We start from the raw sequence: 22759 nt of genomic DNA, 5'->3' as shown, positions 1-22759 counted from the left end.
ATTTGGCCATGCGCCTGATCAATCGCCACCCCGATCGCCCGAGTCGCCTGTTGCTGGTGATCCTGCCGTTCGCGCTGGTGCTGTTCGCCTACTTCACAGGCTCGGCCGAGCGCCTGGCGGACAACCCCAACGACAAACTGCTGCCCAGCGCCGTGCAGATGAGCGACGCGGTAAAACGCCTGGCCTTCAACGCCGACAGCCGCACCGGTGAATACCTGTTGTGGCAAGACACCGCGGCAAGTCTGCGCCGCTTGGCCATCGGCCTCGGCATCGCGGCGCTGGCAGGTCTTTGCCTCGGTATTGCGGCGGGCACCCTGCCGCTGTTCGGCGCGCCGTTGTCGCCGCTGCTGACGGTGCTGTCGATGGTGCCGCCGCTGGCGATCCTGCCGATTCTGTTCATCGTCTTCGGGCTGGGCGAGTTGTCGAAAGTCATGCTGATCGTCATCGGCATCACCCCGGCGCTGGCCCGAGATCTGGAACAGCGTGCCCGCGACATTCCGGTCGAACTGCTGATCAAGGCGCAGACCCTCGGCGCCTCGACCTGGACGCTGATGCTGCGCGTGGTCTTGCCGCAGCTGTTGCCGCGCTTGCTGATCTCGCTGCGTTTGATGCTCGGTTCGGCATGGCTGTTCCTGATTGCCGCCGAAGCGATCGCCTCCACCGACGGCCTCGGCTACCGGATCTTTCTGGTGCGGCGCTACCTCGCCATGGATGTGATCCTGCCCTACGTGGTGTGGATCACCCTGCTCGCCTGGCTGATGGACTGGGGCTTGAAGCAGCTGACCCAGCGCGCTTTCCCTTGGTACGAGGGAGCAGCGAAATGAGCTTCATCACAGTTAAGAACGTCTGGCAGCAGTACGCCGATCAAGTGGTTCTGGAAGGCTTGAACCTGAGCGTCAACGAAGGCGAGTTCTGCACCCTGGTCGGCGCCTCCGGTTGCGGCAAATCGACCTTCCTGCGCCTGCTGCTCGGCCAGGAAAGCGCCAGTCGCGGGGAGATTCTGCTCGACGGCCAGCCCTTGGCCAGCGAACCGGATGCCAGCCGTGGCGTGGTCTTTCAGCGCTACTCGGTGTTCCCGCATCTGAGCGTGCTCGACAACGTCACCCTCGGTCTCGAATTGCCGCGCGCGCCCTTGCTTGGTCGGCTGTTCGGCAACGCCAAACGCGAGGCTCGCGAGCAGGCAGCAGCACTGCTGAGCAAAGTCGGCCTCGGCCATGCGCTGGACAAGTACCCGGCGCAGCTGTCCGGCGGCATGCAGCAACGCTTGGCCATCGCCCAGGCGCTGATCATGAAGCCGCGCGTGTTGCTGCTCGACGAGCCCTTCGGCGCACTCGACCCGGGCATTCGCAAAGACATGCACGCGCTGCTGCTGGAGCTGTGGCGCGAGACGCAACTGACGGTGTTCATGGTCACCCACGACCTGTCCGAAGGCTTCAGCCTCGGCACGCGTCTGCTGGTGTTCGACAAGGTGCGCCTCGACCCGCACGCCCCCGGCGCCTATGGCGCCCGCATCACTTACGACATCCCGTTGAACAGCGACCGCCGCGCCCAGCGCGCCGCCGTCGAGGCCCTGCCGCTGCCGCTGGCGGGCACCCTTCGCACTGCTTGAGAGGACTGCTGCAATGACTGATTCAATCCAACTTTTCCCACCCTTCGCTGAGGAAATGCTGCCGGGCGGCGGCCACCGTTCGTTCGTGCTCAAGCGCGGCCAATTGCTGCGCCTGACCGACCTGCGCGGTGGCGCCAATGTCAGCCTGACCTTGCTTAATGCCAATGAAAAAACCGAGCGGCTGAACCTGCCCGACAGCCTCAAATGCCAACACACCGCCAAGCTCACCGCCGGCCACTGCCTGTACTCGGACATGGGCCGCGTGCTCGCCGCGATCACCGCCGACACCTGCGGCTGGAGCGATAGCCTCGGCGGTGTGCTTTGCGCACAGGAAGTCGCCGAAAAGTACGGTCAGGGCCGCTACCAGGAATTGCGCAACGGCTTCTTTCGCAATGGCACCGACAACCTGCTGGTGGAACTCGGCAAGTGGGGCCTGGGCCTGTCCGACCTGCTGATGACCCTGAATCTGTTCAGCCGTGTGAACGTCGATGAGGCCGGGCGTTTCCACTTCGTCGAGGGCAATTCGAAGGCCGGTGACTACATCGAGTTGTACGCGCCGATGGACACCCTGGTGGTGCTCACCGCCCTGCAACATCCGATGGACCCGTCACCCGAATACGCCCCGAAACCTCTGAAGCTGAGCTGGATGAACGCCGACGCCAGCGTCGCCGAACACTGCCGCACTTCGCGCCCGGAAAACGAGCGCGGCTTTATCAACACCGACCGTTTGTTCGCCTGAGGATCGCTGCCATGTCACTCGCAATCGCCACTTCGCACAAGCAAGCCGACAGCGCGATCTACCGCGCGACCATTCCCGCCGGCGAGCCCTGGCTGATGGAGGTCAAGGCCGGGCAGACCCTGCGCATCCTCGATCTGGAAGGCAATCAGGCAGTCGACACTTTGTTCTACAGCCTCGCCAACCCGAAGGAACGCTACGACGTGCAACGCACCTTGCGCCGGCAGAACAGCGTCTACCTGAGCACCGGCAGCGTGCTGTATTCCAACCTCGGCCAGCCGATGCTGACCATCGTTGCCGACACCTGCGGGCGCCACGACACCCTCGGCGGCGCCTGCGCGCAAGAGAGCAACACCGTGCGCTACGCCCTGGAAAAACGCTACATGCACAGCTGCCGCGACAACTACCTGCGCGCCTGCGCCCACGACGGCCGATTGAGCAAGAGCGACATCGGGCCGAACATCAATTTCTTCATGAACGTGCCAGTGACGGCGGACGGCGGGCTGACTTTCGAGGACGGTATTTCGGCGCCGGGCAAGTATGTCGACTTGCGCGCCGAGATGGACGTGATCGTGCTGATTTCCAACTGCCCGCAGTTGAACAACCCGTGCAATGCCTACAACCCGACCCCGGCGGAGTTGCTGGTATGGAACTGACCATCAGCCGTTTACGCCGTTGGCTTTTTGCCCTGTGCCAGGCGCGTTCCGGGCAGTGCCTGAAACCTTCAAGGCACTGATAGTCCTGTGGGAGCTGGCTTGCCAGCGATTGCGGTGTTTCAGTCACCAACAATGTTGGATGTGCCGACCTCATCGCTGGCAAGCCAGCTCCCACAGGAGTTTGTGGTGGGTTTGAGTGAAGTGTGTTTTTTCCATCCGGGACGGCCCGGATGTCTGTCGAAAAACAGCGGGACGGCCCGCTCCCCCTTCAGGGGTTATGCCATGTTCGAAAAAATCCTGATCGCCAACCGTGGCGCGATTGCCTGTCGCATCCTGCGCACGATCAACGTGCTGAAGGCCCAAGGCGTCGCCGTGTATTCAGAAGCCGATGCTGCCAGCCTGCATATTTCCCAGGCCGCTGAAGCGTACAGCCTCGGCGAAGGCGCGGCGTCGGCGACGTATCTGGCGGTCGACAAAATCCTCGCTATCGCCAAACAAAGCGGCGCCACCGCCATTCATCCTGGCTACGGTTTTCTCTCCGAGAACGCAGCGTTCGCCGAAGCCTGCGAAGCGCAGGGCATCGCCTTCATCGGCCCGACGCCGGAGCAATTGCGGGTGTTCGGCCTCAAGCACACTGCTCGCGCATTGGCCAGACAGCACGGCGTACCGATGCTCGAAGGCACCGACCTGCTCGACAGCCTCGATTGCGCGCTGAGTGCCGCCGAACAGGTCGGCTACCCGGTGATGCTGAAAAGCACCGCTGGCGGTGGTGGCATCGGCATGCGCGTGTGCCGCAGCGCCAGTGAATTGAGCGAATCATTCGAAGCGGTGAAACGCCTCGGTCAGAACAACTTCAGCGACGCCGGGGTGTTCATCGAGAAGTACATCGAACGCGCGCGGCATCTGGAAGTGCAGGTGTTCGGCGACGGCTGCGGTGAAGTCATCGCTCTCGGTGTGCGCGACTGTTCGGTGCAGCGGCGCAACCAGAAAGTCCTCGAAGAAACCCCGGCGCCAAACCTGCCAGAAGGCATGGCCGATGAGCTGTGCGCGGCAGCGATCAAACTGGCGCAAGCGGTGAATTACCGCAGCGCCGGCACCGTCGAATTCGTCTTCGACAGCGAGGGCCAGCGCTTCTATTTTCTCGAAGTGAACACGCGGTTGCAGGTCGAGCACGGCGTCACCGAACAGGTGTGGGACGTAGATCTGGTGCGCTGGATGATCGAGTTGGCCGCCGGTGATCTGCCGCCGCTGAACGAGTTGTATCAAGGCCTGGAACCGCAGGGCCATGCGATTCAGGCACGTCTGTACGCGGAAGATCCGGGGCGTGATTTTCAGCCAAGCCCGGGCCTGCTGACCGCTGTGCAGTTTCCGCCAGCCAACGGCGTTGAGTTGCGCATCGACACCTGGGTCGAGGCCGGCGTGGAAATCCCGCCGTATTTCGACCCGATGATCGCCAAGCTCATCGCGTGGGCGCCGAGCCGCGAACAGGCTCGCGCCGAACTCCATCAGGCACTGGGCGATAGCCTGCTGTATGGCGTGGAAACCAACCGCGATTACCTGCGGCAGATTCTCCTCGATACTCCATTCGCCAGCGGCCAGCCGTGGACCCGTTGCCTGGAAAATCTGCTCTATCACGCCAACACCTTCGAAGTGCTCAGCGCCGGCACGCAGACCAGCGTGCAGGACTATCCCGGACGCCTCGGTTACTGGGCCGTCGGCGTGCCACCCTCGGGGCCGATGGACAGCCGAGCGCTGCGTCTGGGCAATCGCCTGCTCGGCAATGAACAAGGCGCCGCCGCACTGGAAATCACCATGAGCGGGCCGATCCTGCGCTTCAATTGTGACGCGGTGGTCGCGGTGACCGGCGCGCCGATTGCCTTGACCCTTGACGCTGAACCGGTGCCGATGAACACCGCGCTGCTGATCCCGGCCGGCGCGACATTGCAACTGGGCAGCATCAGCGGCGCCGGCGCGCGCAGTTATCTGTGCCTGCGCGGCGGCGTGCAGGTGCCGGATTATCTGGGCAGCAAAAGTACCTTCACTCTCGGCCAGTTCGGCGGGCACGGCGGACGGGCGTTAAGGGCCGGTGACGTGTTGCATGTGCCGGCATTGGCCGACCACAGCGCCGGCCAGCAACTGGCCGAGCAGCACATCACCACGCTGCCGAGCGTGCGCCAGATCCGGGTGATCTACGGTCCGCACGGCGCACCGGAATACTTCAGCGAAAACTACATCGCCACGTTCTTCGCGACCCAGTGGGAAGTGCACTTCAACTCCAGCCGCACCGGCGTGCGCCTGATCGGGCCGAAGCCTGAGTGGGTGCGTGAGGATGGCGGTGAAGCGGGTCTGCACCCGTCGAACATCCATGACAATCCGTATGCGATTGGTGCGGTGGACTTCACTGGCGACATGCCGGTGATTCTCGGCCCGGATGGCCCGAGCCTGGGTGGGTTTGTCTGCCCGGTGACGGTGATTGAGGCGGACCTGTGGCAGCTGGGGCAGCTCAAGGCCGGCGATAAAATTCAGTTCATCCCCGTCGACCTCGGCACCGCCCGCGATCTCGCCCTGAAATGGGATGCCCCCTGTGGGAGCTGGCTTGCCAGCGATGGTGCCCGATCTGACACCGCATCAACTTCATCGCTGGCAAGCCAGCTCCCACTAGCGATTGTGTCGCCTGTGGTTCTTGAGTTGGGTCAGGGGGATCGCCGGCTTGTCGGGCGGGTTTCTGGCGACACTCATTTACTGCTGGAGATCGGCGCGCCGGAGCTTGATCTGGTCCTGCGCTTTCGCGCCCACGCGCTGATGCAGGCGCTGGAAAGCCAAGCCCTGCATGGGGTGATCGACCTCACCCCGGGCATTCGCTCGCTGCAAGTGCACTACCAGCCCGAGCAACTGCCGCTGGCCGATCTGCTCGGCATCATCGCTGGCGAATGGGACGCGGTGTGCGCCGCCAAGGACTTGCAGGTGCCTTCGCGCATCGTGCACTTGCCGCTGTCGTGGGACGACCCGGCCTGTCAGTTGGCGATCGAGAAATACATGACCACCGTGCGCAAGGACGCGCCGTGGTGCCCGAGCAATCTGGAGTTCATCCGGCGCATCAACGACCTGCCGAATCTCGACGAAGTGCAGCGCACGGTGTTCGATGCGAGCTATCTGGTGATGGGCCTTGGCGACGTCTATCTCGGCGCGCCGGTGGCCACGCCGCTCGACCCGCGTCATCGTCTGGTGACCACCAAGTACAACCCGGCACGTACCTGGACGGCCGAAAATTCGGTCGGCATCGGCGGGGCCTACATGTGTGTGTACGGCATGGAAGGCCCGGGCGGCTATCAGTTTGTCGGGCGCACCCTGCAGATGTGGAATCGCTATCGCGAAGTCGCCGCGTTCGACGGCAAACCGTGGCTGCTGCGCTTCTTCGATCAGATCCGTTTCTACCCGGTCAGCGCTGAAGAACTGCTGCGCATTCGCCGCGATTTCCCCCTTGGGCGCTTTGATCTGAACATTGAACACAGCCAACTCAACCTCGCCGACTATCAGGCATTTCTCAGTCAGCAAGCCGAGGGCATCAGCGCCTTCCGTGCGCAGCAACAGGGCGCGTTCAAAGCCGAACGCGAGCGCTGGATCGCCAGCGGCCAGGCGCATTTCGACAGCGAAGAAGCCGTGCCTGACGCCAGCGAAGAAGCACCACTGGAAAACGGTGAACACAGCGTCGACAGCCACATCGCCGGCAATCTCTGGCAGGTGCAGGTCGAGGCCGGCCAGCGTGTCGCGGCGGGCGATGTGCTGGTGATTCTCGAGTCGATGAAGATGGAAATCCCTGTGCTCGCGCCGCTGGCCGGTGTGGTGCGCGAGATCCGCGTGCAACCCGGTTCGGCGGTGCGCGCCGGACAAAGGGTGGTGGTGCTGGAACTCGACTGAAGCCATTTTTTATAAGGATCAACCGATGAATCTGCAACTCGATGCACTGCGCCAGGCCTATCGCAATGGCGACACCACACCGCGCCAACTGCTGCTGCAATTGCGCGAAAAAGCGGCCGCGCTGAATTCCGACTATCACCTGTTCATTCACTTGCTCAGCGTCGATGAACTGGAGCCGTACCTCGCCGCCCTCGACGGTCGTGACCTCGACAGTCTGCCGCTGTATGGCGTGCCATTCGCGATCAAGGACAACATCGATCTGGCCGGCATTCCCACCACAGCCGCGTGCCCGGCGTTTGCCTATGTGCCGCAGCAGTCGGCGACCATCGTCGAGCAACTGTTGGCGCTGGGGGCGATCCCGCTGGGCAAGACCAATCTCGATCAGTTCGCCACCGGCCTCAATGGCAGCCGCTCGCCTTATGGTGCGTGCCCGAACAGCGTGCTGGCGGAGTATCCGTCCGGCGGTTCCAGTGCGGGTTCATCGCTGGCGGTAGCGCTGGGTGTGGCGAGTTTTGCCTTGGGCACTGACACCGCCGGTTCCGGGCGAGTGCCGGCGGCGCTGAATAATGTGGTGGGATTGAAGGCGAGCAAAGGCCTGATTTCCACCGCTGGCGTGCTGCCGGCGTGCCGCACGCTGGACTGTGTAACCACCTTCACCGCGACCGCCCGTGAGGCCAGTCAGTTGCTGGCGTTGACGGCCAGACACGATCCTCGCGATGAATACAGCCGAGGCAATCCGGCATGGAACGACGGCTCGGCATTTGGCGCGCCACGGCCGTTTCGCTTCGGCGTGCCACGGGCACAGGACCTTGAATTTTTCGGCTGCAACGAGGGGCCACAGTTGTTCGCAGCCGCCATCGAACGGCTCAAGGCCTTGGGTGGCGAAGCCGTCGAGCTGGACCTGTCACCGTTTCTGGAAGCAGCGCGGTTGCTTTACGACGGGCCATGGGTGGCCGAGCGCTACAGCGTCGCCGGTGAGCTGATGGAGCAGAATCCCGAAGCGGTGCTGCCAGTGATCCGTGCGGTGCTGGCCAGGGCTCCGGCAGTGACTGGCGTGCAGACCTTCCGCGCGCAATATCGATTGCAGGCGCTGAAGGCCCTGTGCGACGAAGCCCTGGAAAATCTCGACTGCGTGCTGACACCGACCATCGGCCGTCCAGTGACCCTGGCCGAACTTGAGGCGGAACCGGTGCTGCGCAATTCCGAACTTGGCTATTACACCAACTTCATGAACCTGCTCGACTACGCCGCCGTCGCCGTGCCGACCGCGTTCATGAGCAACGGTTTGCCGTGGGGCGTGACGTTGTTCGGGCGGGTGTTTACCGATCAGTATCTGTTGAGCGTGGCCGATGCCTTGCAACGCCAGCAGGACAGTGCCCTGCCAGCTCCGGCGAACCCTGCGCGCAATGACCGCGCTCGATTGGTGGTATGCGGCGCGCACCTGCAAGGGCTGGCGTTGAATTGGCAACTGACCCAGCGTGGCGGGCGCTTGCTGGAAACCACGTTCAGTTCGCCGGACTATCGACTGCACGCCCTCGCCGGCGGCCCGCCATTGCGTCCGGGGATGGTGCGGGTCAAGGACGGCGGCGTGGCGATTGCCGTGGAGGTCTGGGAATTGCCGAGCAGCGAGCTGGGCTCGTTTCTCACCGGAATTCCGGCGCCGCTCGGGTTGGGCAAGGTGCAACTGGCGGATGGGCGCTGGGAGAGCGGGTTTATCTGCGAGCCGTATGGCCTGGAGGGTGCGGTGGATATCAGTCATTTGGGGGGATGGCGGGCATACCTCAAAACCCTGGCCTGAATCTGTCGCCCTGTGGGAGCGAGCCTGCTCGCGAATGCGGTATGTCATTCAACATTGATGTGGCTGACCCACCGCTTTCGCGAGCAGGCTCGCTCCCACAGGTTCTGGCGCACCACCCCCGAATAAAGGAACGACCATTCACGCCGCACAGGGAGCAGTTATTTGCGCGCAGTGCCACTAGAATGCATCCCATCGGGCCATTGCCAACGGATCTGCCATGCCGCTTCGTTCTCCCTTGTACTCGCAACGTTCACTGGTGCTCACGTTGGTCGCCCTGCTCGGCGCCGGGTTTCTCGCCACCTCGCTGTTGAGCTATTTCGCTTCCCGCGAGTCGATCCGCGACAACATCGTCAACACCGAACTGCCACTGACCTCCGATACGGTCTATTCGGAAATCCAGAAAGACCTGGTCCGGCCGATCCTGATTTCCTCGATGATGTCCCGCGACACGTTCATGCGCGACTGGGTGGTCAATGGCGAGCAGAATCCCGAGCAGATGACCCGCTATCTCGACGAGGTCATGACCCATTACGGCGCCTACACGGCGTTCTTCGTTTCCAATGCCACGCTCACCTACTACCACGCCAAAGGCGTGCTCAAGCAGGTCAAAGTCGATGAGCCGCGCGACACCTGGTACTTCCGCGTGCGCGACATGCAGGACCCGTACGAGATCAACGTCGACCCGGATCTGGCCAACAAGGACAACCTGACGTTCTTCATCAACTACAAGGTCTACGACTACCACAACCGCTTCATCGGCGCGGCGGGCGTGGGCCTGACCGTGGACGCGGTGATCAAGCTGATCGACAAGTATCAACAGCGCTATCAACGCAGCGTGTACTTCGTCGACACCTTCGGCCGCCTCGTATTGACCGGTGCCGAGGGTGGTCCGGAAGACGCGCACATCGGCCAGAGTCTTGGCGAACTGGAGAGCATGAAAGGTCTGGTCAGCCAGTTGCCCAAGCCGCACAGCGGCAGCTACGAATACTCCACCCACGGCCAGGGACATTTTCTCAACGTGCGGTTTATCCCCGAGTTGAACTGGTACCTGTTCGTCGATAAACGCGAAGACGGCGCGCTGAGCGAGATCCGCCAGTCGCTGTATCTCAATCTGCTGATCTGCCTGCTGGTGACGTTGATCGTGCTGGCCTTGCTCAATCGAGTGATCAAACGCTTCCAGGCGAAGATCCAGGCGCACGCCACCCTCGACAGTCTCACCGAACTGCCGAATCGACGCGGCTTCGACATCCTCGCTGCGCAAGCGCTGCACGAGGCCCAACGGGAAACCAAGCCGCTGACCGCGTTGCTGCTCGACCTCGACCACTTCAAAGCCTTGAACGACACCTACGGGCACATGGCTGGCGATCAGGTGTTGATCGGTTTCGCCCGCGACCTGCAAAGTTGCCTGCGTCACGCCGATATCGTCTGCCGCTGGGGCGGTGAAGAGTTCATCGTTCTGTTGAAAGACACCGACGGCGAGACCGGGCAGAAAATCGCCGAGAAGATCCGCCAGCACGTCGAGCAACACGAATATGCCTACGATGGCCACAGCCTGCATCTGACCGTGAGCATCGGCGCCACCACCGTGCAACGCGATGACACCTTGCACACCCTGCTGTCGCGGGCCGATCATGCGATGTACCGCGCCAAGCAAACCGGGCGCAACCGCACCTGCATGGAAATGCCGCACTCGACCTATGCCTGATAACGACGTCAAACCCGACCACTGCCCGGCCTGCGGTGCGCGCAACGATTGCAGCCTCGCCGACCCGCGCACCGCCGACCGCGAATGCTGGTGCTACGGCGTGACCATCGACCCGGCGGTGCTCGAAGCATTGCCGGCCGAGCTGCGCAATCAAGCCTGCCTGTGCCCGCGTTGCGCCCAGGTCGAAGCGCAGTTGCAAGCAGACCGGCGGCCGATCCCGTAAGATGCGCGGCCCTTTGTCCGTTGAATTCTGACCATGCGCGTCGACCGCTTCCTCAGCAATCTGCCCCGCTACAACCGTCAGCAGGTGCGCCTGTTGCTGGTGGAAAAGCGCGTGCGGATTGACGGAAAAGTCGTCAGCGACCCGCACAGTGACGTACTGGAATTCAGCCGGGTCGAAGTTGACGATGAGGTGCTGCAAAGCGGCAAACCGGCGCGCTATTTCATGCTGCACAAACCGCCGGGCTGCGTCAGCGCCACCCGCGATCCGCAGCATGCGACCGTGCTCGACCTGCTCGATGAACCGCACAAGGACGACCTGCACATCGCCGGACGTCTGGATTTCAACACCACCGGGCTGATGCTGATCACCAATGACGGCGCCTGGTCGCGGCGCCTGACGCAGCCGCAAACCAAACTGGCGAAGGTCTATTACGTCGAAACCGAACAGGACATCGACCCGAGCTACGCGCTGAAATTTGCCGAGGGCATCTACTTCGCTTTCGAAGATCTGACCACGCAACCGGCACAGCTTGAGCTGCTCGGCCCACGCTCGGCACGGCTGAGCATCGTTGAAGGCCGCTACCATCAGGTCAAGCGCATGTTTGGGTTCTTCAACAACAAAGTCCTGCGCCTGCACCGCGAATCCATGGGCGAACTGACCCTCGATCACGCGCTAAAACCGGGCGAGTACCGCGCTTTGCGCACCGAAGAGATTCATTTGTTCTAAGCCGGCGACCGCTCAGCCGAAGTTGTCGAACAATTCGCCGACGGCACTTGCGTGATCCTGAGTCCCCTGCTTGAATCAGGACGTCGGCCGAAATGTGACCGATGAGTCACCACATACTTCCAAGAAACTTTTTGTCGGTCGTCTGCCCTCAAGGGCTGCGCCTCAGCCGGCAATCTGCCCGCCAATAACAACACCCGTCGACCTGCCGTACCGGATCGACATGGGCCAGCAAATTTCAGGCGTATGCCTACCTGTCACAAAGCTCGTGCAATCTCGATTGCGCGCATACCCGCTTGCTTGCCAGGAGTCTTATGACATGAGGCCAGAAATCGCTGTGCTGGATATACAGGGTCAGTATCGGGTTTACACGGAGTTCTATCGCGCAGACGCCGCAGAAAAGACCATCATTCTGGTCAACGGCTCGATGGCCACGACTGCGTCGTTTGCACAGACCGTGAAAAACCTGCACCCGCAATTCAACGTGGTCTGCTACGACCAGCCCTACGCGGGTCGGTCAAAAGCCCACAACCGGCATGAGAAACATCTGACGAAGGAAGTCGAAGGGCAGATTCTGCTGGAGCTGATCGACCACTTCGCCGCCGAACACGTGCTGTCGTTCTCCTGGGGCGGCGCCGCCACTCTGGTCGCCCTCGCCCAGCAGCCCCGGCGCATCGAAAAAGCCGTGATCAGCTCGTTCTCCCCGGTGATCAATGCGCACATGCTCGATTACCTTGAGCGCGGCGTCGATTACCTCGGCAGCCGCGACGGCGATCGGGTCGGCCATCTGGTCAACAACACCATCGGCAAACACCTGCCGTCGCTGTTCAAGCGTTTCAACTATCGCCACGTCAGCAGTCTCGCCGAGCATGAATACGGACAGATGCATTTTCATATCAACGACGTGCTGCACAGCGATCGCCAGTGCTATCTGAATGCGGCGAAAAAGATCAACGTGCCAGTGCTGTTTCTCAACGGCGAATGGGACGAATACACCGCCGCCGAGGATGCGCGACTGTTCGGCAACCACGTTGCCCACAGCAGCTTCACCACCCTGCAAGCCACCGGACACTTTCTCGACATGGAGCACAAGGCCGCCTGCCGCGACAGCCAGAACGCCCTGCTCGGCTTTCTGAAACCTGCGCCGCAAGCCAGCCGAACGCGCTACTCGTTTGTGCAGGATCAACATGCTTTGGCCATTTGAAACAGCGTCATCGCGGGGAAGGCTGCAAGCTTGAAGTGCCTGTTGCACCGGCGCAGCCCTTGCTCGCGATCGACCGTTTTCTGCGTGGCAAAGCCCTCGCAGAGAAAAGAAAACTTCAAATCCGTGGCCGAGTCTGGTACAAAGTCAGCCGCTCTGAGCGGGTATAGTTTAGTGGTAGAACGAAAGCTTCCCAAGCTTTAGATGAGGGTTCGATTCCCTCTACCCGCTCCACCGAATATTGATCTCGCGTTGTGTTGTCCGACGGGGGATGCAGAAATGAAAAACCGGCCTTGATGGCCGGTTTTTTTGTGTCTGGAAGTTGAAGCGTGCTGGCGGTGAAGACTTCCGGAAAATTGCTGAGCCCCTCCTCCCCGGATTACTTCTCGAAATCCTGATGCAGCCTCGCCAGTACATTGAAGATCGGCTCCCCGGCTTTGTGCGGGACATTCAATCGAGTGAATACTTTCTTCCAGTCGGCGAGCGCTGCGAGAGTCTGCTCGATGTATTCCTCGGCCTTGAGGTATTTGTAATCCTTGCAGATCTCCATGATTCGCTTGCGCGTAGGCGTGCCGGGAGTGCGGCCACCGAAGTCAGTGGTGTGCTCGCCCATGGCGTTTGCGAAAGTCAGGTCGTATGCCGGGGACAGCGTCCAGGTTTCTTTCTCGCCTTTTTTTTCAGGATTGTGGCAGAGAAAGGCAAAGTTCTTCGCATGGTCGTCATGGTTGTGAGACAGCGCATTGAAGATCATTAACCTGGCCATCTTTTCCACTTCGACGGAGCTTCTGGTCAACACCTGAGTGAGCTTGAGCAGGTTCGGGTAGTCGATGGATGACAATGCGCGGTAGTCCGCGTACATGAGCGCCGAGACGGTCATCATGTGAATCTTGCGCTCGCCGTCGCGGTCGAAGCGCTTGGTTGCGAAGAAACGCTCAACCTCGCCGCCAGGCATCTGCACATCCAGAAGATCCGATTCAGCCATGGTCACTCCGGCGGCACGAGCCATCTCGGCATAGGCGAGTTCAATGCCGCCGGTTTCAATCGGTTCGTACAATGCCCTGAACTTCACGATCCAATGTGCATAGCCCTCGGGCAGGGCATCAAAGGCCGAAATTGCGTGTTTTTTGTCGGCAGACAGCGCCACGATTGCCTTCGGTCGTGCGCCCCCCGGTGAGCCACCGGCCAGTCGCAATTTGGTAAGCACAGCAGGGGTCTCACCCTCTTGAACTTCGATTGAAGCTTCGTAGAGTTGGCAAATATCCAAAGGGCCTGTGAGCTCTGTTTTTTCCGCCTTCGGCTGATATTCAAACGCCCCCATACTGCGCTCGCCCATATAAGCAAGGCGATCAAGCGCTGTGAGGGTAAGGTGGGTGCCGTCACCGAAGGTGCTGTCGAAATATCGATCCATCAGCAGCATGCCCCAGCCGTCAGGCAGTGAATCGGCGAACGGTCCGTGTAGCCCTTCGAAGAGGCTGGTGTTCCTGGCCAACTGGGGCTTTTCGTCCCAAGCCATTGTCAGCGGCGAAAGATTGTAGCCAGTGGCAAGCCAACCCGGATCGTAAGCGAAGTAAATCCCCCGGCCCGCGACTCTGACCAGCTCACCAACCTTGGCGCCCTCTTTCAAAACATCCAGCGCTTCTGTGTGTTTGAAAGGCTTGATCATCAGCGCATCCCTCTCTTGCGCCTGGCATTCTTCAGCTCATCCAGCGAGCTCGGTTGCTCTGGTTTGAACAGCCTGGTCACAGCGTTGAGTTCATCAAGCGCAGTGGCTATCAGGATCAAAGCCTCCAACGTCACGAGGCCGGTCGCTTCGAATCGCTTGATGGTGGATTCGGAAACCCCCGCCTTTTCTGCGAGCGTCTTGCGGGAAAGGTTTTTGGAGAGCCGCAGGATTTTGGCGTTTTCTCCGACATTTCTAGCGATCTCAGCCGGCGAGTGAAGCAAATGCATGAATGACATGGCAAACCCTTCCAATTCTTAAGGATCTTAATAGAGCCATTGTAGCCATCTAACCTCCTTTAAGGATCAGATATGACCATTTTTGAAAAATTTCACTAATTTCGTGGAGCAATAGAGATCTTCTGATTGCTACACAGCTGACATTGAGGATTACGCGGTTGGGTCACGCGTGGCCGCTTTTGTCACCGCGAATCTGACTCTCCGCAATGCAGTCATATTTGGCAACGTAATGATGAACACAGCGTTTGTTGTGCCGTTCAAGATCGCCGCTCATGTGGTTACCAAAGCGGACATCATTTATGGACATCAAACCCATTCGGAGCACTGAAGACTTGTCCGCAGCATTGCTGCGTATCGAGCAGATTTGGGGCGCTGAGATGAACTCGCCGGAAGGCGATGAATTGGAAATTCTCGCTCGGCGGGTGGGCGAGTATGAGGAGCAGCAATTCCCGATTCCCCCTTCCGAGCCCTTTCAAGAGGACAAACCTGGTATTGATCAGCGGTTTTGACGCTGCACTAGCCGAAAAACCGGTCGCAACGACCGGTTACTTTTTACTCGGAAATCAACGCCGGCTAACCCACCGGCACCACATTATCCAACACCTGATTCACCGCCAGCTCGCCCAGCATGACGACCTGGGCGATGCCGAGCAGGGTTTGCGCTGGCTGCCGTCGAGCAAGGCGGCGAAGTCGCCGAGCATGACGCTGGCCGAGCCGAGGGATTCGCTGGCGTTGACCAATAGCGACTCGGTGTCGGTGCCTGGATTGACCATGAACATGCTGCTGGCCTGGTATGGCGGTGAGCTGGTTTGCGGCGGGATGAGATAGTGGTCGAGAGCGCGTTCGGCGGCTTCGTGGAGTTTTTTCGAATCGAGGGACTCGTACGGAGAGGCCGGATCGGTTTCCGGCGGATTTGGCGTTACTTTGAACACGGGGCGGTACCTTTCATTTGAGCCGCATCCACCACGCTACTAAACGGGAGGGTGGCGGCTGTACGCAAGTTAGTAGACCGGACCCATCCCCCATCCGGCGCACCCGAAGGCGCCATGCGCACAGCCACCATAAAATACAGGCACGCGCCTGATTCAACGGAACTCGTGCAACCGTTACGAGGAGGACATTACCGGGCTACTAAACCCGATCACTGGAAATCAGTGACGCGAACCAAGTTACCGACCGCCCTCCAGGCGCACAAGCCGGCGGATTCTGGCGTACCGGTAGGCAGCGGCGCAAGGATTTGTAGGCATCGGGACGCAACGTGATTCAACTTTAAACAGCCATAGCGCACCACGTGTAAAAGCCTGGAAAACAGAAGGAAATTTCCGACGAGCTCAGCGTGAACGAGTTGAAAGGATGCCAGAGGACGATGATGTTGGCGGTGCAGCGGTGATCGGGTTTCTGCGCCAATAAGCCCCTCACCCTAACCCTCTCCCGAGGGAGAGGGGACCGACCGTGTTGCGTTCAAGAGATGCGCCGACCAGAGATAACGTGGCGAACTCAAGACACTTGGTGGCGTAACTCAACGGGTCGCAATAATGAACAATCGTGGAAACGGCAACAGCACCGAGCCGTCAGCCAAGGCCGGATAAGCCTTGGCAACTTCCGCCAGATACCGCTGCAGATACTGAGCCCGCTCCTCCTCGGTCAATGGGCTCAGGAATGGAATCAACCCGCTACCCTTGAACCACTCCACCACCCCCGCTGCACCATCGCGAAGTTGGTGGTGATAGGTGGTGCGCCACACATCGACCCGCGCGCAGTGCGGCCGCAGCATTGAAAAATACTCACTGGCACTGGCCATGTCGGTGCGCTGCCCGGCAGCGTCTGCGAGCTTGCTCGCCCACGGCCCATTGGCGGCGACTTCACGCATCAAGCGGTGGGACGGTTCGTTGAGGTTGTCCGGCATTTGAATCGCCAGGCTGCCACCGTCTGAAAGCTTGCTCGCCAGGGCTGGCAGCAACGAAGCGTGATCAGGCACCCATTGCAGCACCGCATTGGCGAAGATCACATCGAACGGACCCTCGTCAGCCCATTTGTCGACCTCGGCCACCTGAAACTGCACGTCAGGCAAGCGCTTGCGCGCGGCGGCAATCATGTCCGCCGAACTGTCGAGGCCACTGACGCTCGCATCGGGAAAACGCTGCACCAGCAATTCGGTGGAATTGCCCGGTCCGCAACCAATGTCCACCACCGCCCGGGCCTGCGCGGTGGGTATCGCCGCCAACAGATCACGGGCCGGGCGGGTGCGTTCATCTTCGAAAGCGACGTATTGCTTGGCAGACCAACTCATTGCGTTCTCCTGTCGGGGCATGGCTTGAAACCGGGCAGTGCAGCTGCCCATACCATACAGCGATAAGGCCGATGAGCTCGCCCCGCCTCCGGCGTCCCGCCCGGTTATTTGTAATTAGAATTTTCAGCACAACACCGATGTCTGAATTTCAAGCTCCCAAAACAAGGACTTCCATCATGAAATTCGCAAAGATTGCCCAGAAACTTGCCCTGTGGGCCGGTAGCCCGAAAACGTTCATGGGGGCGTTGATTCTGATCGGGTTGTGGGGGTTGAGCGGGCCGATTTTTGGTTACAACGACACTTGGCAGCTGATCATCAATACCTCGACGACGATTATCACGTTCCTGATGGTATTCCTGATTCAGAACACGCAGAACCGCGATACCGACATTCTGCATTTGAAACTCGATGAGCTGTTGCGGGTGAACAAGGAAGCGCAAAACGCGATGCTCGGGCTGGAAGCGCTGGACTTGAAGCAACTTGAAGCGCTGCGCCGGCATTACCGCGCGCTGGGTGAGAATCAGGTGTTTGATCTTGAGGGGCTTGGCGACAAGAGCAAGCCAAAGCAGGATTTGAATGAGTGCTGAGCAAGTAAACACACCCTGTGGGAGCGAGCCTGCTCGCGAAGATGGCGGGTCAGTCAAAACATCATTGACTGACACACCGCTTTCGCGAGCAGGCTCGCTCCCACAGGGGAAGCATCGCATTTCAACTGAAGGTTTCGCTCGCGCTGCAACAACAAGGCGAAGTTAGCGACTGGCCTGCAACGCTCGAGCTTTCTCCAGATGGCTTTGCAGTTTCGGCAAAGTCTCATCGGCAAACGCTTTGATTTCCGGCACGTCGGTGGTCTGTGCCTGTTGCTCGATCTGAGTGATGGCCTCCTCGGTCGCCTTGACCTGACTGGCAGCGTAGGCCTGATCGAATGTGGTGCCGTCCTTCACTTCCGGCATCAGCTCTTTGGCCTTGTCGGCGAGTTCTTCGCGGGGGGCAACCGGCAGGTCGAGTTTCTTGGCGATTTTCGCAAGGTGCTGGTTGGCCGTGGTGCGGTCGTTGATCACAACGATGGTGTAATCCTTGACCTCTTTCGATTCGGTCTTGCCGTGGGCCTGACGGCTGGCTTCGATGTCAGCCATGCCTTTGGCAGAGGCATCGTTGATGAATTCGGCAGGCGACTGGGCGAACGCACTGCTGGCGCACAGGCCCAGCAGGGTTGCAAAACTGACGTTACGTAAACGGGTGGCCATCCGGCTCATGGTCGCGCCCTCCTTCGTGGAAAATTCAAACGGGCCGTGATTCGCCCGCTGCTCAAATGTCGCGGCGGACAATTGTCCGCCTCAGTTAGGAATGCTTTAGCGGTCAAAGGTTTAGAAAATCTGCCTGAACCGCGACGAACGGCGCGCTCGCTTCAGCTGCCCAAGGCCCGATGATTCAGGTGTTTGGCCGCATACATGGCTTGATCGGCATGCCGAAACAGTTGCTGTTCTTCTTCGCCGTGTTCAGGAAAGCGCGCCACGCCGATGCTCGATTCGATCCACAGGTCATGCCCGTCGAGGCGCATGGGCTGCGCCAGCACCTGTCGGATTTTTCCGGCGACACTGTCGGGATCGCCGGCGGCATGCACGCTGTGCAGCAGCACGACGAACTCATCGCCACCGATACGCGCCACCGTGTCGGTTTCACGCACGCAGCCTTTCAGCCGGTTGGCCACGGTTTGCAGGAGCATGTCACCGACGGCATGGCCATGGGTGTCGTTGACCTGTTTGAAGCGATCCAGATCGACATACAGCAGCGCCATGTGTCCGTGCAGGGTTCGCGCATCGGCCAGCGCAGCCCTGAGCCGATCACGCAGCAGTTCGCGATTGGGCAGTTGCGTCAGTTGATCGTATTGCGCCATGCGCTTGAGCCGCGCGTGCAGTTGCTGGCGCTCGATGGCCGTGGCGACTTGTGCACAGACATATTGCAGCAGTTCTTTGTCCTGCTCGGTGTAGCGTTCACCACCAGCGAGGCTTTTGACGATCAAGGCGCCGATGGTGCCGTTTTTTGAATTCAGTGGTACGCCGAGCCAGCAAGGCGCGTTTTGTTCCGCCACCAGCTCAGCAAAATCGGGCGTGGCATCGGCGCTGTCCGGCGTCAGCAACATCGGCTGGCCGCTGCGGATCACTTGCGCGCAGAGCCGTCTGATGACGGTGCCGGGCTGCTCGGGCTGCAATTCGTGATCGTCGACGTGATAGGGAAAATTCAGCTGCGCGCAGTGTTCGTCGTACAGCGCCACGGAAAAATTCAGCGCCGGCAGCCACTCGCCAATCAGCAGATGGATGCGTTTGAACAGCGCCAGCAAATCTTCCGCCGCGTGCGCCGCTTCGGAAATCGCGTACAACGCCGCTTGCCGCGACTCGGCCTGCTTGCGCTCGGTGATATCGCGGGCGACGGCGATGCGCAGTTGATCGACTTCCGACCAGCGCGCCGACCAGGAAATGTGCGCGACGCTGCCGTCCTTGCGCAGGTAGCGGTTCTCGAAATTGTGCTTCGGATCGCCGCCCATGATTTCGCCCGCGGCCGAGAGGGTGCGCTGGCGATCGGCCGGGTGCACCAGCTCGATCATCGAGCGGCCGATCAGTTCGTCAGGTGTGTAGCCGAAAATCCGCTCGCAGGCAGCGCTGACAAAAACGAAACGGCCCTGTTTGTCGACCGCGCAAACGGCGTCCAGCAACAGGTCAATGTAGCTCGCCAGCGGCGCAGGGTTGGGGCTTTGCATGGTTCTAACGATTGTCCGCACTGTGCAGCGATTTCAATCATCCATGATCGTGATTGCGCGTCCCTGCCCATTCCATCAAGTCTTGTTCGGCAGCAGCCCCGGCAGCGCGTGCATCAACGCGTTGATGGCGAAGCCGATAAACATCACGCCGCATAAACGCGTGATGAGCAGCTCATGCCGCTGATACACCATGCGCACTCGCTGTGCGCCGACCACGCCGATGAGGATAGCGTAGGCCAGGGCGCCGCCGATGAAACTCAGGGCGATCAGTGCAGGTAGCATCGACCAGTTGAGCAGTTCGGCGCGGCTCGACAACAGCGCCGTAAAGGTCGCCACCGCCACCGGATAGGCCTTGGGATTGGTCAGGCCGAAGACGATGCCGTGCCAGAACGGCTGCCGCGCCGCCCCTTGCGCCTCGTCGCCATTGCGGCGTTGGGCACGCACCGCACGCCAGCCGAGCCAGAACAGGTACAACGCGCTGAGCACGCCGAGCACATCGAACGCGGTGCTGCCGATTTCCCGCGCACCGACAATCGCCACCAGCGCGGTGCTGCACCAGATCACATCGCCGAGCAGATGCCCGCACAGAAACCCCGCCCCGGCCCGCCGGCCATGGGCCGCGCCAATCCCGAACACCGCCAGCACGCCCGGCCCGGGCGTGATCCCGTAGATGAAACCCGAAGCCAGAACGGCCAACAGCAATGATGGAGTCATGAGAAACCTGCAAGCGCCAGAATACTTGGTGGCCAGTCTATATCAGAGGGTCACGGCGGATCACTGCGCGTCGTGAAAACGCATGCCGGGGTACGGTTTCTGGCGACATGCGTCCAGCCGCGATTGCAAATCGCCGACGTGGACCTCGAGCTTGTGTCGGTCGGGATCGAGGAAGTAGAACGACGCGCCTTCAATAGCCTCTCAGATTTTCGGGAACGAAATATTGCTGTCCGTCATAGCGCAACGTGGTTAGCACCGGCTTTTCGTGGGTGGTCTTCGACTCGCAGGTGTCGGGTGGACCCTCGCCGACCAGACCCGTGGTGAGTGAGCGGACAATGATATCGGCGTAACCATGGGAACTGGTTTTGCCCATCTCAAGCGTACGCACCGTCTCCGCTCGCTCTCCGGCGCAATTGCCATCCCACTCGCCACTGAAGCTGTAGACGACCAAGCGATCCAGCACCGGGCGCACCTTGTTGCCCTCTTTCACGTAGAGCGACAGCAGGGTTTCATCCAGCGGATTGACGCGCGACGAGCCTTTGAAATGGGCGCGGACGCCGAATGCACGAAGGTCGGGCGTGAGTTTATAACGCGCCGTGTCGAGTTCCAGACTCTCCAGCGCGATAGCATCGGAGAGAAACACCGACGGCTGATGATAGGTTGCCAGCGGTTTGGGGCTGCCGGCCGTGATGATAGCCAGATCCAGATCGTACGAGCCCACGCTGCCGTCATGGCCATAGACCGGATCGGGCACGAACGTCGATAGCGCGGTGATGGTCAGCTGCGGATAAGCCGGCCAGTCCTTGCACAGCGAGAAATCCGCTTCCGCGCTGACCGCCGGCGGCGTGCAATCGGCCCACGCCTGCCCAGCCATCAACCACCCGCAGAGCGCGGCAGCGCTGATCCACGTGGACTTCATTGTCACTTCCCGCTCCTTGAAGATATTTCCAGGCGCGCACTATCCCTTTCTGCATCGGAGGATTCAACAGATCTGGCCAGCGAATCTTCTCATGTGTCTGAAGTCGGAATTCGCGAGCAGGCTCGCTCGCACAGGAAAGCGCATTCCAAAGTGGGAGCGAGCCTGCTCGCGAAGGCGTCATCACAGACGCCGCGAGTCTCAGAACTTATCCAGCGTGCGCAACTTCTGCGGCAAGCCCCACAACAGCAAAGCGGCCGCAATCAGCGCGGCGACGCCGATGACGTAAAGCGCCGGGGTGGTGCTGCCGGTGAGGTCCTTGATGCGTCCGACCATGACAGGGCTGACGATCCCGCCGAACTGCCCCAGGGTATTGATCACCGCGATCCCGCCCGCTGCGCCGGCACCGGCGCCCGCCAGCAGTTTCGGTGGCAGGGTCCAGAAGCTCGGAATCGAAGCGATGATGCCCGCGCCGAGCAGGCCGAGCGCGACGATCAGGAAGGTCGTGTGGCTGGCGAAGATTCCCGCGCTGAAGAAGCCGATCGCGCCGACGATCACCAGCCCGGCGACAAACTTGCGCCGTTCACCGGTGGCGTCGGACAAGCGTCCGATCACCACCATGCTGATCGCCCCGCAGATGTACGGAATGGCGGTCAGCAGGCCGATCATCACCGGGCTTTCGGTGCCGGCGCTGCGGATCAATTGCGGTGCCCAGAAATTCAAACCGTAGGACGCGACCTGGATCAGGAAGTAGATCAAACCCAACGTCAGGAACCCGGGAATTTTCAGCGCCGCGAGCAATGAGCCGCCGCTCTTGTGTGGTTCGTGATGAGCGATGCGACTGGAGAGCAATTTCTTCTCGTCAGCCGTCAGCCAGTGCGCATCCTCGATGCGGTCCTTCAGCTGCGTCAGCACCAGAAAACCCAGCGCGATGCACGGCACGCCTCCGAGCAGGAACAACCAATGCCAGCCGCGCATCTGCAATACGCCATCGAGGTGTTGCAACACCAGCCCTGAGAACGGTGCGCCGACCAGCCCGGCAAACGCCGAGGCGAGAAACAGCATCGAGGTGATGCGGCCACGGAAGTGCTGCGGAAACCACAGCGTCAGGTAATACAGCACGCCCGGAGCAAACCCGGCTTCCATCGCACCGATGACGAAGCGCAGCGCATAGAACTGCCATTCGCTGTTGACGAAGACCATCGCCGCCGTCGCCACGCCCCACGACATCATGATCCGCGCGATCCAGCGCCGCGCGCCGACCTTGTACAGCATCATGTTGCTCGGCACTTCGAACAGCACGTAACCGACCACGAACAGCCCGGCGCCCAAGCCATACGCGGTGTCGCTCAGACTCAGGTCGGTCTGCAACTGGAATTTGGCGAAGCTGATGTTGATGCGGTCGAAAAAGGCGAACAGGTAGCAGACCATGATCAGCGGCATCAGGCGCCAGGCAACTTTGCTGACCAGGGCTTTTTCGGCGTCGTGATCGACGGACGGATTCACGCCCGCCTCCATTACATTGAGGCTCATAGATTTTCTCCAGGCGGACTGCC

Annotated in this window: 20 protein-coding genes, 1 tRNA gene and 2 pseudogenes; 13 read left to right on the top strand and 10 right to left on the bottom strand. The window is 60.7% G+C overall.

Features of this window, described 5'->3' with window-relative positions; all coding sequences use genetic code 11:
• Nucleotides 1-8 precede the first annotated feature (8 nt).
• The 11 genes from PSH90_RS06405 (at nucleotide 9) to PSH90_RS06355 (ending at nucleotide 12803) form a co-directional block, all read left to right on the top strand.
• Complete coding sequence (locus PSH90_RS06405) at nucleotides 9-824, top strand: ABC transporter permease (protein ID WP_041478876.1); 816 nt, start codon at nucleotides 9-11, stop codon at nucleotides 822-824.
• Nucleotides 821-1609 (top strand): ABC transporter ATP-binding protein, encoded by a 789-nt coding sequence (locus PSH90_RS06400; RefSeq protein ID WP_095180592.1) that lies wholly within the window; start codon nucleotides 821-823, stop codon nucleotides 1607-1609. The genes PSH90_RS06405 and PSH90_RS06400 overlap by 4 nt, the downstream gene beginning before the upstream one ends.
• Nucleotides 1610-1622: 13 nt before the next feature.
• Nucleotides 1623-2348 carry an urea amidolyase associated protein UAAP1 gene (locus PSH90_RS06395; RefSeq protein WP_016771290.1) on the top strand — a complete coding sequence of 242 codons (726 nt, stop codon included), beginning with the start codon at nucleotides 1623-1625 and terminating at the stop codon, nucleotides 2346-2348.
• A gap of 11 nt (nucleotides 2349-2359) precedes the next feature.
• Entirely contained in the window at nucleotides 2360-3001 is a 642-nt protein-coding gene (locus PSH90_RS06390; RefSeq protein ID WP_016771291.1) for an urea amidolyase associated protein UAAP2, read from the top strand.
• A gap of 282 nt (nucleotides 3002-3283) precedes the next feature.
• The gene (uca, locus tag PSH90_RS06385) at nucleotides 3284-6919 is read left to right on the top strand and encodes an urea carboxylase (RefSeq protein WP_305382382.1); all 3636 of its coding nucleotides are present in this window, start codon (nucleotides 3284-3286) and stop codon (nucleotides 6917-6919) included.
• 25 nt (nucleotides 6920-6944) lie between these two features.
• The gene (gene atzF, locus PSH90_RS06380) at nucleotides 6945-8717 is read left to right on the top strand and encodes an allophanate hydrolase (RefSeq protein WP_305382381.1); all 1773 of its coding nucleotides are present in this window, start codon (nucleotides 6945-6947) and stop codon (nucleotides 8715-8717) included.
• A 217-nt stretch (nucleotides 8718-8934) separates the two neighbouring features.
• Entirely contained in the window at nucleotides 8935-10422 is a 1488-nt protein-coding gene (locus PSH90_RS06375; protein ID WP_305382380.1) for a sensor domain-containing diguanylate cyclase, read from the top strand.
• Nucleotides 10415-10645, top strand: a complete 231-nt coding sequence (locus PSH90_RS06370; RefSeq protein WP_150636490.1) for a cysteine-rich CWC family protein — start codon at nucleotides 10415-10417, stop codon at nucleotides 10643-10645. The genes PSH90_RS06375 and PSH90_RS06370 overlap by 8 nt, the downstream gene beginning before the upstream one ends.
• A 33-nt stretch (nucleotides 10646-10678) precedes the next feature.
• Nucleotides 10679-11371, top strand: coding sequence for a pseudouridine synthase (locus PSH90_RS06365; protein WP_252885508.1), 693 nt, complete (start codon nucleotides 10679-10681; stop codon nucleotides 11369-11371).
• Nucleotides 11372-11687: 316 nt separating this feature from the next.
• Entirely contained in the window at nucleotides 11688-12572 is an 885-nt protein-coding gene (locus tag PSH90_RS06360; protein WP_041478884.1) for an alpha/beta fold hydrolase, read from the top strand.
• Between the two features lie 157 nt (nucleotides 12573-12729).
• Nucleotides 12730-12803, top strand: a tRNA-Gly gene (locus tag PSH90_RS06355).
• Nucleotides 12804-12948: 145 nt separating this feature from the next.
• On the opposite strand, the gene PSH90_RS06350 is transcribed toward PSH90_RS06355, so the two are convergent.
• Together PSH90_RS06350 and PSH90_RS06345 are read right to left on the bottom strand one after the other, a co-directional pair.
• Complete coding sequence (locus PSH90_RS06350) at nucleotides 12949-14232, bottom strand: type II toxin-antitoxin system HipA family toxin (protein WP_095180587.1); 1284 nt, start codon at nucleotides 14230-14232, stop codon at nucleotides 12949-12951.
• Nucleotides 14232-14528, bottom strand: a complete 297-nt coding sequence (locus PSH90_RS06345) for a helix-turn-helix domain-containing protein (protein ID WP_095180586.1) — start codon at nucleotides 14526-14528, stop codon at nucleotides 14232-14234. The genes PSH90_RS06350 and PSH90_RS06345 overlap by 1 nt, the downstream gene beginning before the upstream one ends.
• Nucleotides 14529-14827: 299 nt before the next feature.
• Here PSH90_RS06345 and PSH90_RS06340 point away from each other — a divergent pair, with 299 nt between their 5' ends.
• Nucleotides 14828-15037, top strand: coding sequence for a transcriptional regulator (locus PSH90_RS06340; protein ID WP_081932519.1), 210 nt, complete (start codon nucleotides 14828-14830; stop codon nucleotides 15035-15037).
• A gap of 64 nt (nucleotides 15038-15101) precedes the next feature.
• On the opposite strand, the pseudogene PSH90_RS06335 reads toward PSH90_RS06340, so the two are convergent.
• Together PSH90_RS06335 and tam are read right to left on the bottom strand one after the other, a co-directional pair.
• Nucleotides 15102-15460: pseudogene (locus PSH90_RS06335) on the bottom strand (DUF6124 family protein).
• 587 nt (nucleotides 15461-16047) lie between these two features.
• Nucleotides 16048-16818, bottom strand: a complete 771-nt coding sequence (gene tam, locus PSH90_RS06330; RefSeq protein WP_305382379.1) for a trans-aconitate 2-methyltransferase — start codon at nucleotides 16816-16818, stop codon at nucleotides 16048-16050.
• 176 nt (nucleotides 16819-16994) lie between these two features.
• Here tam and PSH90_RS06325 point away from each other — a divergent pair, with 176 nt between their 5' ends.
• On the top strand, nucleotides 16995-17405 hold the full coding sequence (locus PSH90_RS06325; RefSeq protein WP_016771301.1) for a low affinity iron permease family protein: 411 nt from the start codon (nucleotides 16995-16997) through the stop codon (nucleotides 17403-17405).
• A gap of 162 nt (nucleotides 17406-17567) precedes the next feature.
• On the opposite strand, the gene PSH90_RS06320 is transcribed toward PSH90_RS06325, so the two are convergent.
• The 6 genes and pseudogenes from PSH90_RS06320 to PSH90_RS06295 form a co-directional block, all read right to left on the bottom strand.
• Entirely contained in the window at nucleotides 17568-18071 is a 504-nt protein-coding gene (locus PSH90_RS06320) for a DUF4142 domain-containing protein (protein WP_041478889.1), read from the bottom strand.
• A 152-nt stretch (nucleotides 18072-18223) separates the two neighbouring features.
• Nucleotides 18224-19573 (bottom strand): sensor domain-containing diguanylate cyclase, encoded by a 1350-nt coding sequence (locus PSH90_RS06315; RefSeq protein WP_305382377.1) that lies wholly within the window; start codon nucleotides 19571-19573, stop codon nucleotides 18224-18226.
• Between the two features lie 75 nt (nucleotides 19574-19648).
• Nucleotides 19649-20287 (bottom strand): LysE family translocator, encoded by a 639-nt coding sequence (locus PSH90_RS06310; RefSeq protein WP_041478891.1) that lies wholly within the window; start codon nucleotides 20285-20287, stop codon nucleotides 19649-19651.
• A gap of 60 nt (nucleotides 20288-20347) precedes the next feature.
• Nucleotides 20348-20479 (bottom strand): annotated as a pseudogene (locus PSH90_RS06305) (glutathione transferase); the annotation flags it as partial.
• On the bottom strand, nucleotides 20478-21212 hold the full coding sequence (locus PSH90_RS06300) for a hypothetical protein (protein ID WP_305382376.1): 735 nt from the start codon (nucleotides 21210-21212) through the stop codon (nucleotides 20478-20480). The pseudogene PSH90_RS06305 and the gene PSH90_RS06300, both read right to left, overlap by 2 nt.
• Nucleotides 21213-21404: 192 nt before the next feature.
• Nucleotides 21405-22736 carry an MFS transporter gene (locus PSH90_RS06295; RefSeq protein ID WP_150636483.1) on the bottom strand — a complete coding sequence of 444 codons (1332 nt, stop codon included), beginning with the start codon at nucleotides 22734-22736 and terminating at the stop codon, nucleotides 21405-21407.
• Between the last annotated feature and the right edge of the window lie 23 nt (nucleotides 22737-22759).

The organism is Pseudomonas sp. FP1762 (assembly GCF_030687105.1).
GTDB classification, from domain to species: domain Bacteria; phylum Pseudomonadota; class Gammaproteobacteria; order Pseudomonadales; family Pseudomonadaceae; genus Aquipseudomonas; species Aquipseudomonas siliginis.
This window is presented reverse-complemented; position numbering and strand designations above follow the sequence as displayed.